The sequence below is a fragment of the Desulfovibrio sp. genome, from assembly GCF_018379785.1.
Lineage (GTDB): Bacteria > Desulfobacterota > Desulfovibrionia > Desulfovibrionales > Desulfovibrionaceae > Desulfovibrio.
In genome coordinates, this window is sequence record NZ_JAGZUV010000008.1 from 55,034 (window position 1) to 69,934 (window position 14,901).

Sequence of the window (14,901 nt, forward strand, 5' to 3'; positions counted from 1 at the left end):
TCCTAAAATCCGTAGCTTCCTGCGTCGCAACGGCTGAAGCAAGATTTTTGCGTGCTGGCAAGGAAAATGGCACTTTTTGCGCGGAGTGTACTCAAGTACATGAGCAGCAAAAAGCGCCGGATGACGCAGCCAGCACACAAAAGGCTGGGTTTGACGGATCATCACGGCAAATAAGAGACCCGCAAAACCTGGAATTAGATGCGTCTGCCTTGGGCCCGCGCGCCGCGCGTGTTTACGGGCGCGGACTTTTGCCGTATGACAAATCCGTTGCCCGGCATGCCGAGATCGCGCCGGGTCGTGTTGTTTTTTACCTCAAAGGATTGCCGCCATGGATGATGCTCGCAGCAAAAAGATGAAGAGCGGGCTGGAAAAAGCCCCGCACCGTTCCCTGCTCTACGCCCTGGGGCTGACCAGGGAGGAAATGGAACGCCCCCTGGTGGGCGTGGTCAACGCCGCCAGCGAGGTGGTGCCCGGCCACATGCATTTGGATGCCCTGGCCTCGGCCGTCAAGGCCGGTGTGCGCATGGCCGGCGGCACGCCCCTGGAGTTTCCGGCCATTGCCGTGTGCGACGGCATCGCCATGAACCACGAGGGCATGCGTTTTTCCCTGCCGTCGCGCGAATTCATCGCGGATTCCATTGAAATCATGGCCAGGGGCCACGCCTTTGATGCCCTGGTCTTCATCCCCAACTGCGACAAATGCGTGCCCGGCATGCTCATGGCCATGATGCGCCTGAACCTGCCCTCGGTGCTGGTTTCCGGCGGGCCCATGCTGCCCGGCAATCTCGGGCCGCACACGCGCGGCGACCTGATCACGGTCTTCGAGGCCGTGGGCCGGGTGCGCAGCGGCACTCTGAGCGAGGACGAGCTGGAGCGCATGGCCGAGCGGGCCTGTCCCGGCTGCGGGGCCTGCGCGGGCATGTTCACGGCCAACTCCATGAACTGCCTGGCCGAAACCATCGGCGTAGCCCTGCCCGGCAACGGCACCATCCCGGCGGTGAGCGCGGCGCGCGTGCGCCTGGCCAAAACCGCGGGCATGCGGGTCATGGATCTGCTCAAGAACAATATCCGTCCGCTGGACATCGTCACCCCCGAATCCGTGGCCAATGCCGTGGCCGTGGACATGGCCCTGGGCTGCTCCACCAATACGGTGCTGCATCTGCCCGCCGTGTTCGGCGAGGCGGGCCTGGACATGGGCCTGGAAGTTTTCGACGAGGTCAGCCGCAAGAGCCCCAATCTCTGCAAACTTTCCCCGGCGGGCAAGCATTTCATGGTCGATCTGGACAATGCCGGGGGCATCCCGGCGGTCATGAGCGAACTGGACAAGCTGGGGCTGATCCATAAGGACTGTCTGACCGTCACCGGCAAAACCGTGGGTGAGAACCTCAAGGCGCTTAATGCCCGCATTGAGGATCCGGACGTGATCCATCCCATCGGCCAGGCCTATTCCAAACAGGGCGGCATCGCCATTCTGCGCGGCAGCCTCGCGCCCGGCGGCGCGGTGGTCAAGCAGTCGGCCGTGGCTCCGGAAATGATGCGCCGCGACGTGCGCGCCCGGGTGTTCGAATCCGAAGAGGATGCCATGCAGGCCATTCTGGACGGCAAGATCCGGCCCGGCGACGGCGTGGTGATCCGCTATGAAGGCCCGCGCGGCGGGCCGGGCATGCGCGAAATGCTTTCGCCCACCGCCGCCATCACCGGCATGGGCCTGGGCAAGGACGTGGCCCTGCTCACGGACGGCCGCTTTTCCGGCGGCACCAACGGCGCGGCCATCGGCCACATCTCGCCGGAAGCCGCCGACGGCGGGATCATCGCCCTGGTGCGCGAGGGCGATATGATCCGCATCGACATTCCGGGCCGTAAGCTGGATCTGCTGGTGGAAGAGGCTGAACTGGAAAAACGCCGCGCCGGACTGGTCCGGCCCCAAAAGGACTGCCCTTATCCGGTGCTGCGGCGCTACGCCTATCTGGTCAGCTCGGCGGCCAACGGCGGCCGCTACAAGGATATTTAAGGAAACGCCGGGTAATGGCCTTTTTGCCTTCCGCCCGCCTTATGGTCGTCCATGAGGCGGGCGGACTGCATTGTACGGCATATTGGGCTGACGCTAAAATTCCAGATTGCCCGGCGTACGCGGGAAGGGAATCACGTCGCGGATATTGGTGATGCCCGTGAGCAGCATCAGCAGGCGCTCGAAGCCCAGGCCGAAGCCCGCGTGCGGCACGCTGCCGAAGCGGCGCAGGTCCAGATACCACCAGTAATCCTCGGGATTCTGGCCCAGCTCGCGGATGCGGGCTTCCAGCCGGTCCAGGCGCTCCTCGCGCTGGGAGCCGCCGATAAGCTCGCCGATGCGCGGCACCAGCATGTCCATGGCCGCCACGGTCTCATTGTCGTCGTTGGCCCGCATGTAGAACGCTTTGATTTCTTTGGGATAGTCGTAAACGATGACCGGCCGCTGAAAATGCTCCTCGGCCAGATAACGCTCGTGCTCGGTTTGCAGGTCCACGCCGAAGGTCACGGGAAAGGCGAATTCCTTGCCGCTGTCCTCCAGAATCCGGATGGCCTCGGCATAGGGCACGCGGGCGAAGGGCTGGCGCAGCATGCCTTGCAGGCGTTCCAGAAGGCCCTTGTCCACGAAGTTGTCGAAGAGCTTCACGTCCGCCTCGCAGTGCGCCAGCACATGTTCGATGACGTGGCGGGTGAGGCTTTCGCCCAGTTCCATGAGGTCGGTGAGGTCCGCGAAGGCCATTTCCGGCTCGATCATCCAGAATTCGGCGGCATGGCGCGGAGTGTTGGAATTTTCGGCCCGGAAGGTGGGCCCGAAGGTGTAGACGCGCCCCAGGCCCAGAGCCAGGGCTTCTGCCTCCAGCTGGCCGGACACGGTGAGATTGCACGGGCGGTTGAAAAAGTCGCCGTCCGCGCTCTTCTCGCCCGGCGCGAGGGTGGTCACGCGGAACATTTCGCCCGCGCCCTCGCAGTCCGAGCCGGTGAGCACCGGGGTGTGCACCCAGGCGAAGCGCCGCCCGTGGAAAAAGTCGTGCACGGCGCGTCCGGCTTCGGAGCGGATGCGGAAGGCGGCCCCGTATTTGTTGGTGCGCGCGCGCAAGTGCGCGATGCCGCGCAGAAATTCGTCGGAATGGCGCTTTTTCTGAAGCGGGAAGGCTTCCGGATCGGCCAGGCCGAAGACCGTCACGCTTTTGGCCCGCACTTCCCATGTCTGGCCCTTGCCCGGCGAGGGCACCAGCTCGCCGACCACGGCCAGGGCCGCGCCGGTATTGGCTTCGCCCAGAGCCGCGTGGGCCTCGGTACCTTCGTCCACAATGCACTGCATGTTGGCGAGGCAGGAGCCGTCGTTGATCTCCACAAAGGAAAAGCCCTTGGCGTCGCGGCGGGTGCGCACCCAGCCGCAGATGGTAATGGCGTTTTGCGCCTTTTCGGCGTTGAGGGCGTCGATGATCAGGGTTCGCTGCATGGGATGGCTCCTTGCGGATGGATTTCGCTCAGGAAGAACCTTGGCAGTGTAGCCTTTCCGCGCGCGCGGCTCAAGGGCGGGACGCGGCAAACCTCCGTCGCGGGCCACACAAAACGTCGCCTTTGCGACAGGCCCAAGGGATCCTTGACTACCGCCCAAAAATGTGTTGCCCTGCCTTTCACAGGTGCTTCAAAACATCTTTATTCCTTGGCGGCCCGCCGTCCCGAAAGCATGGCTTTTTTTGCGCCTTTCTTCTGGCGCATTCTCTGTCATCTCTTCCGGGTGTGGGCTAATGCAATACCGGCTTGCCGGAAATATGCCCGCCGTTCCAAGGACGGTTTTGAGCACCCGGAGCTTTTCATATTGAAGGCCCATCAAAAAAATCCTTGAAGGCATCGTATGCCCAGTTCTTCCCCGAGCCGTCAGCGTTCACAGGCCCGGCCCGCCCCACCTGCCCCCATCGCTCTGGCGGCCATGCTCCAGAATGCGGCCCAGGCCCTGCTCAGCTCCCCCGCCCCACGGGAATCTCCTTCCCCCGACGATGAAGGCGACGACCGGCCCCGAGAGGAAATCCGCTCTTATCGCTTTTCCCCCTTGGCGTTGCGTGGCGAAAAAGAGCTGTTGGAGGAACAGAACGCGGAAGGGCTGCGGGAACTGGTTTCCATGGCCTCTTCCTCGGTCATGGGCTTTGCCTCCCTCTTGGAATTGATGGATGAGGCCGCCAAAGTGGACGGCTTCGTGATTCATATTCTGGCGCGCGAATTACAGCGCATCGGGGATCTGCTTTTCAAGATCCAGGATGTGTACAGCACTGTTGAACTCGTGGAAACTTAAGCTGAAAACCTCAGGCCCTTCAGCGTGACCGCAAGGCCCGTTTCGCGGGCCTTGCGCAGCGTCAATCTGCTTTCCGCTCGTTGGCAGAGTGACTTTGCCCAACGCTGGCGCGGAGCGGCCTTACAAGTAGTTGTGCATGTAACTATTTTAAATAATATATAAATTATGATATCTTAGTCGCCTCTGTCCGGAGCGTCCATCCCTCTTGGCCTTTTTCTAAAGATTGTATAGAATTGGTTCGCATGAGCATATGCCGCCCATCTCTGCCTGGGGCATGGTCAACGGCGGCTGGTCATAATTTCTGTTGTACTGAGGAAAAACCATATGAAAAAATTGTTCGGTGCCTTGGCCTTCATCTGCGTTCTGGCTCTTGCGGGCACGGCCTTGGCGGCCACGCCCGCCGCGCCTCAGGCGGGCAAACCCGTCCAGGACAAGCCGGAAAAAGGCGTGGACCGCGTCACCTTGATCAGCGTGCAGATCGAGGGCGACGACAGCATCGGCGCGCGCCTGAGCACCAAGCTCAAGGAGCGTTTCAACCAGAGCAATCTGTTCACGCTCAATGCCGATGAAGAAAAGGACGCGCCAGAGTTGCGCCTTTTGCTGAGTACGGCCCCGGAATTCAAGGACCGCCCCAATGTGGGATCGGTCTACAGCGTGTGCTGGGTCTTCAGCCAGGGCAAGGGCTATCTCGGCTATTTGCTCGCGCGGGAAGTGGGCACGATCAATTACGACGACCTTGACGCCAAAGTGGACAAGCTGGTGGAGCGCACCGACGCTATTGCGGCCAAGTACGGCAATTTGTGGAAATAAGCCGCGCGGTTTTTTACCGCCGGTTTTCCTGAAACCTGCATCGCAAAAAGCTCCCCTCGTGGCGGGGAGCTTTTTTGTCCGCTTTGTCCGGCGCCGGACCGCGCCGGCCCGAAAAATAGCAATGCTGTCTGCAAGGAAGGCTATGTCCAGGAGCGTGTTCGCGTGGGGCAACCGGCGGCTGATCGCCTATCTGGCGTTTCTGAGCGCCTTTGCTCCGCTTTCCACGGATATGTATCTGCCCGCCCTGCCGCACATGGCCGAGGCCCTGAACACCACCTACAGCCTGACCAGCCTCACGGTGAGCGGTTTTCTGCTGCTCTTTGCCCTGTCCATGCTGGCCTGGGGCCCGCTCAGCGACAAATACGGCCGCAGGCCGGTGCTGCTCGCCGGCGGCGTGTTCTATGTCCTGTCCAGCGTGGGTATCGCCCTGGCCGGTTCCATCGGCCCCTTGCTGTTCTGGCGCGGCCTCCAGGCCGTGAGCAGCGGCGCCGTCAGCTCCATGTCCCTGGCCGTGGTCAAGGACATTCTGCGGGGGGCGGCCATGGAAAAAGTGGTCACCTGGATTCAGACCGTGACCATCCTGGCCCCCATGCTGGCCCCTGTGGCGGGCGGCGGCCTGCTGTTGCTCACCGACTGGCGCGGCATCTTCTGGTGTCTGGCCGGCTGCGGGCTTCTGGCTCTGGCCGGAGGCCTGGCCCTGAGGGAAACCAGGGCCAGGGCCACCCAGGGTTCCGTCTTCAAGGCCCTGGGGCGGATTTTCGTGGTTCTGCGTACGCCGGGCTTCGGCGCGCCCCTGCTGCTCTTTTCAGCCATGAGCATGCCTTTCATGGCCTATCTGGCGGTCTCGTCCTATGTCTTCCAGACCCGGTTCGGCCTGTCCGCCCAGGAATACAGCTGGTTTTTCGCTTTCAACGCGGGCATGAGCCTGCTGGGGCCGCTGCTGCACATGCGCTTTTTCCGGCATTGGCGGCGCGGCCTTGTTATTGCCGTCCATCTGCTGCTGGTCTGCGTGGCCGGGGGCCTGCTCCTGCTCTTCGGCAACGCGGGGCCGTGGCATTTCGCGCTGCTCTATGTGCCGGTGAGTTTTTGCGGCAGCGCCATCCGGCCGCCGTCCACGGTGCTGCTGATGCAATGCGTGCGGGGGGACAACGGCGCGGTGACCTCGCTCATCAACAGCGGAGCCCTGCTCTGCGGCAGCCTGTCCATGCTGCTCTGTTCCCTGCCGTTCTGGAGCGGGCCGGTGACCGCCGCGGGCAGCATCTCCTGCCTGGTGGCCGGGGCGGCCTTTCTGGGCTGGCTGCGGCTGGCGCGGCGTTTCTCGTAACGGAACCGTTCACGCAGGGAATGCGTCAATTGCGCATATATTCTCATAGATGAAACATAGATGTGGACGTTGCGCGGCCCCGGCCCGGACCGGCGGCGCGCCGTCCGGGAGAGGAACTCATGCCTGACGTGCCGATTCTTGAAACAGAGCGCCCTGTCCTGAGGGATTTTGCGGCGGACGACGGCCCCGCGCTGTTCCGGATTATGAGCGACAGGGAAACCAACGTCTTTCTGCCCATGTTTCCACTGGAGCGACCAGAGGAAGCGGCCGCTCTTCTGTGCGCGGGCAGTGCATGGAGAGGGGCGGCGGCGCGCTGTTGGGCCGTCTGCCCGAAATCCGCAGGCACGCCCGTAAGCTATGTGCGGGTGGCCGCGGATGCAAGTCATGATCTTGGCTACGCCCTGCGGCGGGAGTTCTGGGGCCGGGGCTTCATGACGGAAGCCTGCCGGGCCGTGCTGGAGGAACTGCGTCGGGAGGGGACGCCTTATGCCACGGCCACGCATGACGTGAATAACTCCGCCAGCGGCGCGGTTATGAAAAAGATCGGCATGACCTATTGTTACTCCTATCGCGAGCGCCGGCAGCCCAAGGACATCCTGGTCATTTTCCGCATGTGGCAGGTGAACCTGGACGGAAGAGATGAGCGGATTTTCAGAAAATACTGGGACAATGCGTCTGTCCGTTTTGTGGAACAGGATGTTTGACGGGGGTCGGCCGGGGTGTGGCCGCTTAGCGGTTCCGGGGCACGGCGTCCCGGCGCAGCACGAAGAGCCGCGCGGCCAGGGCCTCCAGCACGCGGGCCGGAGTGACGCCGTACTGGAGCATATCCTGGGCTTCGGCCAGCCAGCGGCAGCATACGGCCCGGCCGCGCGCGTCCAGATCGGCCAGGGCCGTGTCCAGCGGGCTCTCGGCCTCGTCGGCCAATACGCGGCTCAGGGATTTTTGCCCGGCCAGGAGCAGGCGGCCCGCTAGGGCCGCGTCCATGGCTCCACGGGCTGAAACCTTGTCCAGAAAGCCCTGCCCGTCGCGCAGAAAGACGGCCAGAGCCTCTTCCCAGGGGGCCAGAGCCGCGTCCCGCGCCCGGCTGTCCGGCCAGGGCAGAGTCAGGCAGAAGGAACGGGAAACCAGGGTGGGCAGGAGCTGTTCACGCTGCGGGGCCAGGAGCACGAAAACAGTGGTGGGCGAGGGTTCTTCCAGGGCTTTGAGCAGAGCGTTGGCCGCTTCGTCGCGGTTCAGGCTCAGACCCATGAGCAGGACCACCCGGCGGCCCTGACCGTGGGGCGCGTCGCGCAGACGGCTTTTCAGCTCGCGCACCCGCTGCATGTTGAAAGCCCGCACCAGACCGGGATTTTCCTCATCCTCGCGGTTGCTGATGCGGCCGTCATAGGCCGCCAGATCCAGATATTCGCCCGAGGCGATCTGCAGGCAGACCGGGCAGGCCAGACAGGGCGCGCCGCTTTCGCCGCGCAGGGCCTGAGGGCAGTTGCAGCGCAAGGCCCAGTAGCGGGCCAGATCCAGGCGCTGCTCCTCGCTGCCGCCTTCCAGCAGCAGAACCTGGGGCGGGGCTTGGCCCAGCCGGTCCAGCACGGCCTTGAGGCGGTCAAAGTCCGGGTCCGCCACAGCGGGGAGCAGGCTTGCGTTCATGGCTGCCGCGCGGCGCGGGTTCAGCGCACGATGGTCTGGCGGCGGTCCGCGCCTACGGAAATCATGGAGACCTTCACGCCGCTGAGTTCCTCAATACGCCGGATATAGCCCTGCACAGTGCCCGGCAATTCCTCAAACGCGGTACATTCGGAAATGTCGTCCTCAAAGCCGGGCAGTTCCTCATACACGGGCGTCACCCGGCCCAGCGCGCCTTCTTCCTGCGGCAGGTATTCCAGGCGCTTGCCGTCCAGCTCGTAGGCCACGCAGATCTGCAGGGCGGGCAGATTCTGGAGCACGTCCAGCTTGGTCAGCGCGATATCCGTGAGGCCGTTGAGGCGCACGGTTTCGCGCAGCACCACGGCGTCCAGCCAGCCGCAACGGCGGGGGCGGCCCGTGGTGGCCCCGAATTCATGTCCCTTGGTGCGCAGGTAGCTGCCGGTGTCGTCCAGCAGTTCGGTGGGGAAGGGTCCGGAACCCACGCGGGTGGTGTAGGCCTTGACGATGCCCACGATGCGGTTCAGCGTACCGGGTGCCACGCCGCTGCCCGCCGCCGCGTTGCCCGCCACGGTGTTGGAGGAGGTCACAAAGGGGTAGGTGCCGTGGTCGATGTCCAGATGGATGCCCTGGGCGCCCTCGAAGAGCACGTTCTGTCCTGCCAGCATGGTCTCATGGATGCGGGCGTCCACATCCGTGAGATAGGGCAGCAGGCGCGGGGCCAGGCCCAGCAGTTCGTCGCAGACCGCGTTTTCGTCCAGGGGCTCGAATTTGTAGAGATCGCGCAGCAGGACGTTTTTTTCCAGCAGGGCGTGGCGCACTTTTTCGCGCACCAGGCCGGGATCGGCCAAATCCCCGGCGCGCAGGCCCACGCGGGCGGCCTTGTCCTCGTAGCAGGGGCCGATGCCCCGGCCCGTGGTGCCGATCTTGTGCCCGGCGCGCTTGGCTTCGCGGGCTTTGTCCAGGCTTTTGTGGTAGGGCATGATCAGATGGGTCTTTTTGCTGATGCCCAGGCGCGTGGGAGCCACGTCAATGCTGCGGGCCGCCAGATGGTCCACCTCGCTGAGAAAGACCGCCGGGTCCAGTACCACGCCGTTGCCGATCAGACAGATTTTGCCGTCGTGCAGGATGCCGGAAGGGATGAGGTGCAGAATGGTTTCCTCGCCCTTGACCTTGATGGTGTGCCCGGCGTTGTTGCCGCCCTGAAAGCGGACAATGACCTGGCTCCGGGCGCTGAGCATGTCCACAATCTTGCCCTTGCCCTCGTCGCCCCACTGCGCGCCGATGATGACCGTGTTCGCCATTGTTTCACCTGCCTGGAATCCGCCTGCGGCGGTCTGGTTGTAAAATGGGCGTCACGTGCGGCGAGAGCGGGTCGACGCTGAAAGGCCGGGCCGCTCGCAGGCGTCCGCGCAAGGGCGGACACAACACGCAAAACCGTAATGATACCTATCCCGGATGGCAAGGCAAGTCAAATGGCGGTGGCGGCGTCAGTCCGACTGCCGCCCGCAGACTTTTGCTGTTCGCGCTGGCTATCTCCGGACGCGGAAAAGACGCTGGAACGGACAAAGTATTTCCCGGGAGGGGCTGGTGTCGTTTGACGCGGCGCTAGTCGTCCGTGCCCGGCTTGCCGGAGTCCGCAGGGGCGGTTGGGGTGGAAGACTCGGCGGCACCGTCGCCGGGCGCGGGGTGAAACGCCAGAACCCGGCAGCGCCGCGCGGGCCGGCCGCCCAGGTCGCCCTGTCCGCCTGTTTGCCCGGCGGCGGGGACTTCGGCGGACTCCAATCCGAAGTCCGGCGCAAGGCTTTCAGGGGCCTCAATCTGGTCCTGCGCGCCGGGGCGGCTCTGCTGCGACCAGTAGTAGTTGAAAAGCTGATTCTTCCAGCGCTTGGCCTGGATCAGCGAAAAGATCAGGGTCGCTTCCTCCCAGCGCTTGGTGGGCTCGAAGCGGCTGGCGGTCGTGGCGTATTTGCTCCACAGCGACATGAGCGAAGCTTCATCAATGGCGTCCAGTTGTTGTGCCAGCCGGGCGAGCAGCTTTTCCATGTGACCTCCTGGGCAGTGTGGTGACAGTGTCAGACTGATGAAAAAGGCCGTATGACCCTTTCCCGGCACCGCCGGCAAGAGCGTGCTCTCGCCGACTCCCGCGAAAAAGCGCCTTCCCGCGCCGTCACCTTTTCGGTCGCCCGGTCTTCGTGAGATGTCCGCCTCACCTGTCGGTTCGACGTGAAGATCGCACAGCAAAAAACGCGGTTTTCGCTGTGCTCACGGCGCCCTTGCCGCCGCGCCGGGCCCCACGGCCCGTTTCCTACCGGGTTGTTATGTATGTTGTTGCGCCCGGTTCGTCAACGCGCCCGCCCCGGCCGGAAAGGCGGCTCTGGCCCCTGGAGGCTTTTTGTGCTATGCAGGCGCTTCCGCGACCGGCGACAACATCGGAGGCAGCATGTCGGATCTCAAGGCCATGTACAGCACTGTCCGCAAGGACGCTTTTCCCGAAACCATGACCATCATCCTGGGCGAGGAGAAACTCGTCTATGAAAAACGCGTCTGGACCCTGGACCAGGAAGAAAAAGGCCTGCGCTACGGCGAAAATCCCGATCAGCCCGCCGCGCTCTATGCCCTGAAGCGGGGTTCCCTGACCTGCGGCGGCCTGACTTGGCGCGGGCCGGGCAACGGCATTGTTTCCGCCCTTACCGAAGCCCAGATGATCCAGGCCGGAAAGCATCCAGGCAAGACCAACCTCACCGACGTGGACAACGGGGCCAACATTCTGCAATACCTCGCCGAACGTCCGGCGGCCGTGATTCTCAAGCACAACAATCCCTGCGGCGCGGCCTGGGCCGACGACGGCGTGGCCGTCGCTCTGGAGCGGGCCTTCTGGTGCGACCGCATCGCGGCTTTCGGCGGCGCGGTGGTGGTCAACCGGCCCTTCAGCCGCGAGGCCGCTGAAATGGTGGCGGCCAATTATTTCGAAGTGGTGGCCGCGCCCGCTTTCGAAGACGGCGCGGTGGAGATTCTCAAGCGCCGCAAGAACCTGCGCATCATGGAATTGCCCGGCCTGGGCCGCTTGGACGAGCTGACCCGCTCGGCCTTCCTGGATATCAAGAGTCTGGCCGACGGCGGCGTCATTGTGCAGAAATCCTTTGTGAACCGCATCCTCACGGACGCCGACTTCCTGCCCGCCACGGCTTCCACCAAGGAAGGCCTTGAGGTGGCGACGCGCGCGCCGGACAAGGCCGAACTGGCCGACCTGCGCTTCGCCTGGGCCGTGGAAGCGGGCGTGACCTCCAATTCCGTGATTTTCGCCCGTGACGGGGCCACCCTGGCCATCGGCACCGGCGAGCAGGACCGCGTGGGCTGCGTGGAACTGGCCGTGCACAAGGCCTACACCAAGTACGCCGACACTCTTGCCTTCAAGGAACTGGGCCTTTCGCTCTACGAGCTCAAACAGAAGGCCGCGAGCGACGCCGCCCTGAACGACACGCTGACCGACATCGGCCTGCGCACGCGCGAGGCGCGCGGCGGGCTGCTCGGTTCGCGTCTGGTTTCCGACGGCTTTTTCCCCTTCCGCGACGGCGTGGACGCCGCCGTGGCCCAGGGCGTGTCGGCCATTGCCCAGCCCGGCGGCTCATTGCGCGACGCCGAGGTGATCATGGCCTGCAACCAGGCGCGGCCGCAGGTGGCGATGGTGTTTACGGGGCAGCGCTCCTTCAAACATTAGGCGGCATGGAACCTTTTTGCCGCTGGCGGCGTCAGGCGTCGCGGCCCGGCTTGGTTACGTAGACGGCTACGCGCCCGCGCCGGGCCGCTTGCCTTTCTTGCCAGCGACAAAAAATTTCCATGCCGGGAATAAGGAGTCGTATGCCGCTTCCCACCTCCTTCAGCACAGCGCCACCCCAAGCGGCTTTCCCCCGGCTCTGCGTGTCCGCGCTGTCCGGCGGGGGCGGCAAGACCCTGCTTTCCCTGGGGCTGGCGCGGGCGGCATCCGCCGCCGGGGTGGCGGTCAAGCCCTTCAAGAAGGGGCCGGATTATATTGACGCGGCCTGGCTGGCCCTGGCCGCCGGGCGGCCCGCCACCAATCTGGACCCCTACTTTCTGCCGCCCGCGCGGCTGCGCGCGCTTTTTATCCAGGCCATGGAGGCGCTGCTCCGTGGCGATCCGGTCGAAACAGGCCCGCCAAAGGTGCTGGGTCTGGTGGAAGGCAACCGGGGCCTGTTCGACGGCCTGGACGTGGAGGGTTCCTGCTCCACGGCTGAACTGGCCCGCGCTCTGGACTGTCCCATCCTGCTCAGCCTGGACTGCACCAAGATGACCCGCACGGCGGCGGCTCTGGTCCAGGGCATGCTCCATTTTGAAGAGGGCCTCCGCTTTTGCGGCGTGGTGCTCAATCAGGTGGGCTCGGCCCGTCATGAAAGCGTGCTGCGCCGCGTCCTGGAAACCTACACGGACGTGCCCGTGCTGGGTACGCTGCCGCGCCTGGCGGAAAATCCCCTGCCTGAACGGCATATGGGCATTGCCTGCCGCGGGGATTCCCTGGCCGTGGACGCGGAATGCCGTCTGGACGATCTGGCCGCCCTGGTGCGCGCGCACCTTGATCTTCCGGCCGTGCTGGCGGCGGCACGGGATGTTTCTCCCTTGGGCGGGGAAGAACCCGTGGAAGGAGAAGACGCCGAAAACGGCGTGGAGATTCTCTCCGCGCCCAGGGATCGCGGCGATGCTATGACCAGCCTTCTTCCGCCGCCGCGCATCGGGTATGTGCGTGATGCGGCGCTCTGGTTTTACTATCAGGAAAATCTGGAGGCGCTGACCCGCGCGGGCGCGGAGCTGGTCCGTCTTTCCCTCCTGGACGGCGGCGAGAACTCCGGCCCTGATCCCTGGGAGGGGCTGGACGGCCTGTACCTGGGCGGCGGTTTTCCCGAAGACTGCGCGCCGGAGTTGAGCCGCTCGCCGCGCTTGCCCCTGCTGGCCCGCCTGGCCCGGGAGGGCCTGCCCATTTATGCGGAATGCGGCGGCTTCATGCTGCTGGCCCGGGGCATAGAGCGGGAGGGCAGGCTCTGGCCCATGAGCAACGTCTTTCCGGCGACGGCCCGCTTTTGCGCCAAGCCCCAGGGCCTGGGCTACGTACAGGGCACGGTGCGGGCGGAAAATCCTTTTTTCCCGCTGGGCCTGAGCCTGCGCGGGCATGAATTTCACTATTCGCGCTGCCGGTGGGAAGGCCCGGCGCCTTCCTGCGCTCTGGAGCTCACGCGGGGCAAGGGGATGGGCCATATCGAGGGCATGGCCCGCGACGGCCTGACGCGGGCACGGGTCTGGGCCGCTTATACCCATATTTTCGCACCAGCCGTGCCGTGCTGGGCGGATAATTTCGTGGCCGCCGCCCGACGCTTCCGCGAGGAGCGGAACGGCGGGGTCTGAGCGAGTAAGGGAGGCGGCATGCGTGTTTCCGTAATCATCCCGGTCTGGAATCTCTGGCAGATGACGGCGGCCTGTCTGCGTTCCCTGGCGACGCACTCCGCCGGTCAGGATCTGGAAGTGCTGGTGGTGGATAACGGCTCCACGGACGCCACGGTCGGTGAGCTTGAGCCTCTGGGGCAAAGCCTCTGGGGCGCGGGCTTCAAGGCGTTGCGTCTGCCGGAAAACCTGGGTTTCGCCAAAGCCTGCAATCTGGGCGCGCGCGCCGCCGCGGGCGAACTGCTCTTTTTTCTGAATAACGACACCACCTGCACGGCCGGCTGGCTGCCGCCGCTGCGCGCGGCTTTTGAGAATGCCCGCCTGGGCGCGGCCGGGCCGTTGCTGCTTTATCCCGACGGCACGGCGCAGCATTGCGGCATCAGTTTTTCACCTTTCTGCAAAGTCAGCCATATTTACGAGCATTTTCCCGGCAACCATCCCGTACTACGGAAAAAGCGCCCCCTGCAGGCCATTACCGGCGCGGCCCTGATGCTGCGGCGGCAGGTATTTGAGGCCTGCGGCGGCTTTTTTGAAGGCTACCGCAACGGTTGTGAAGATGTGGATCTCTGTTTTGCCGTACGGCGGCAGGGCCTCCGCCTGGCCGTGATCGGGGAAAGCGTGTTATATCACCACACCAGCCAGACGCCGGGCCGTTTTGAGCATGATCTGCAGAACGGCAAGCTCTTTTATCAGCGTTGGCGCCAGAATCTGACGGCGGATATGCACCGTCTGGCCCGGATGGACGGCTATGAGCTGCACATCGGGCCCATGCTTTCCTGCCGACTGGGCCTGCCCGAGGTACGGGAGCGGGAACTGAACGCGGCCTTTGCCGGTGCCGCATTCGACGCGGCGGCCTATGCCGCGCAGTTGGAACGGGAACCGCTCTGGCGCGGGGGCTGGCTCCGGCTCATGGACCAGTTGGAGGCCCAGGGCCGGGGATCTGAAGCCCTGCGGGCGGGCATACGCGCCCTTTCCCTTTTTTCTTCGCCGGATGTGCAGAGCCGCTTGCTGCGCCTGTTGCGGAAAGAGGGTCTGCAGGAACAGCTGGCGGAATTCATGCGCGGCCTGGAAGAGGGCAGGGACGCCGGGGAAGACAGCGCGTCGCGTCGCGCCCTTGTTCAGGCGGCCCGGCGCAAGGCCTATGCCGACGGTGACACGGTCCTGGCCGATTTGCTTAACGCCTGGCTGCTGGATTACGGCAAAATCCGGAATTAGAGCCTTTCAGATTTGAAATGCTCCAATGCCAATCAAAACCACCCGCATAGCGGGTGGTTTGCTCCAGCCCTATAAGGGCTTGTTACCGGCGAGCGTCTAAAGGCGCCGGCTTTCACTTTGTTCAAGCCCAGAGCCTTTGTCGCTTTGGCTTACCCCTGGA

At 64.3% G+C, this 14,901-nt stretch carries 13 protein-coding genes; 9 read left to right on the top strand and 4 right to left on the bottom strand.

Annotated elements, in window-relative coordinates; translation table 11 throughout:
- Window positions 1–47: 47 nt before the first annotated feature.
- Together KH208_RS02850 and ilvD are read left to right on the top strand one after the other, a co-directional pair.
- Window positions 48–356 carry a hypothetical protein gene (locus tag KH208_RS02850; protein WP_291433669.1) on the top strand — a complete coding sequence of 103 codons (309 nt, stop codon included), beginning with the start codon at window positions 48–50 and terminating at the stop codon, window positions 354–356.
- Complete coding sequence (gene ilvD / locus KH208_RS02855; protein WP_291433670.1) at window positions 329–2,011, top strand: dihydroxy-acid dehydratase; 1,683 nt, start codon at window positions 329–331, stop codon at window positions 2,009–2,011. The genes KH208_RS02850 and ilvD overlap by 28 nt, the downstream gene beginning before the upstream one ends.
- 93 nt (window positions 2,012–2,104) lie before the next feature.
- Here ilvD and asnS read toward each other — a convergent pair whose 3' ends face one another.
- Entirely contained in the window at window positions 2,105–3,469 is a 1,365-nt protein-coding gene (gene asnS / locus KH208_RS02860) for an asparagine--tRNA ligase (protein ID WP_291433672.1), read from the bottom strand.
- A gap of 399 nt (window positions 3,470–3,868) precedes the next feature.
- Here asnS and KH208_RS02865 point away from each other — a divergent pair, with 399 nt between their 5' ends.
- From KH208_RS02865 to KH208_RS02880, 4 genes are all read left to right on the top strand, one after another.
- Window positions 3,869–4,303 carry a glycosyl transferase gene (locus tag KH208_RS02865; protein WP_291433674.1) on the top strand — a complete coding sequence of 145 codons (435 nt, stop codon included), beginning with the start codon at window positions 3,869–3,871 and terminating at the stop codon, window positions 4,301–4,303.
- A gap of 324 nt (window positions 4,304–4,627) precedes the next feature.
- Window positions 4,628–5,113 (top strand): hypothetical protein, encoded by a 486-nt coding sequence (locus KH208_RS02870; protein ID WP_009303129.1) that lies wholly within the window; start codon window positions 4,628–4,630, stop codon window positions 5,111–5,113.
- 142 nt (window positions 5,114–5,255) lie between these two features.
- The gene (locus KH208_RS02875) at window positions 5,256–6,437 is read left to right on the top strand and encodes an MFS transporter (RefSeq protein ID WP_291433679.1); all 1,182 of its coding nucleotides are present in this window, start codon (window positions 5,256–5,258) and stop codon (window positions 6,435–6,437) included.
- Window positions 6,438–6,556: 119 nt separating this feature from the next.
- Entirely contained in the window at window positions 6,557–7,141 is a 585-nt protein-coding gene (locus KH208_RS02880) for a GNAT family N-acetyltransferase (RefSeq protein WP_291433681.1), read from the top strand.
- Between the two features lie 25 nt (window positions 7,142–7,166).
- On the opposite strand, the gene KH208_RS02885 is transcribed toward KH208_RS02880, so the two are convergent.
- The 3 genes from KH208_RS02885 to KH208_RS02895 all read right to left on the bottom strand — a co-directional run bounded on the left by KH208_RS02885 (window position 7,167) and on the right by KH208_RS02895 (window position 10,121).
- Complete coding sequence (locus KH208_RS02885; RefSeq protein ID WP_291433684.1) at window positions 7,167–8,081, bottom strand: DNA polymerase III subunit delta'; 915 nt, start codon at window positions 8,079–8,081, stop codon at window positions 7,167–7,169.
- A gap of 20 nt (window positions 8,082–8,101) precedes the next feature.
- Window positions 8,102–9,379: an adenylosuccinate synthase gene (locus KH208_RS02890; protein WP_291433686.1), complete on the bottom strand. Its 1,278-nt coding sequence runs from the start codon at window positions 9,377–9,379 to the stop codon at window positions 8,102–8,104.
- Window positions 9,380–9,683: 304 nt separating this feature from the next.
- On the bottom strand, window positions 9,684–10,121 hold the full coding sequence (locus KH208_RS02895) for a hypothetical protein (RefSeq protein ID WP_291433688.1): 438 nt from the start codon (window positions 10,119–10,121) through the stop codon (window positions 9,684–9,686).
- A 397-nt stretch (window positions 10,122–10,518) separates the two neighbouring features.
- Between KH208_RS02895 and KH208_RS02900 the strand changes: the two genes are divergently transcribed.
- From KH208_RS02900 to KH208_RS02910, 3 genes are all read left to right on the top strand, one after another.
- Window positions 10,519–11,796, top strand: coding sequence for an IMP cyclohydrolase (locus KH208_RS02900; protein WP_291433690.1), 1,278 nt, complete (start codon window positions 10,519–10,521; stop codon window positions 11,794–11,796).
- Window positions 11,797–11,936: 140 nt separating this feature from the next.
- Window positions 11,937–13,490: a cobyrinate a,c-diamide synthase gene (locus KH208_RS02905; protein WP_291433692.1), complete on the top strand. Its 1,554-nt coding sequence runs from the start codon at window positions 11,937–11,939 to the stop codon at window positions 13,488–13,490.
- Between the two features lie 18 nt (window positions 13,491–13,508).
- Window positions 13,509–14,741 (top strand): glycosyltransferase family 2 protein, encoded by a 1,233-nt coding sequence (locus tag KH208_RS02910; protein WP_291433693.1) that lies wholly within the window; start codon window positions 13,509–13,511, stop codon window positions 14,739–14,741.
- The last annotated feature ends 160 nt before the right edge of the window (window positions 14,742–14,901 follow it).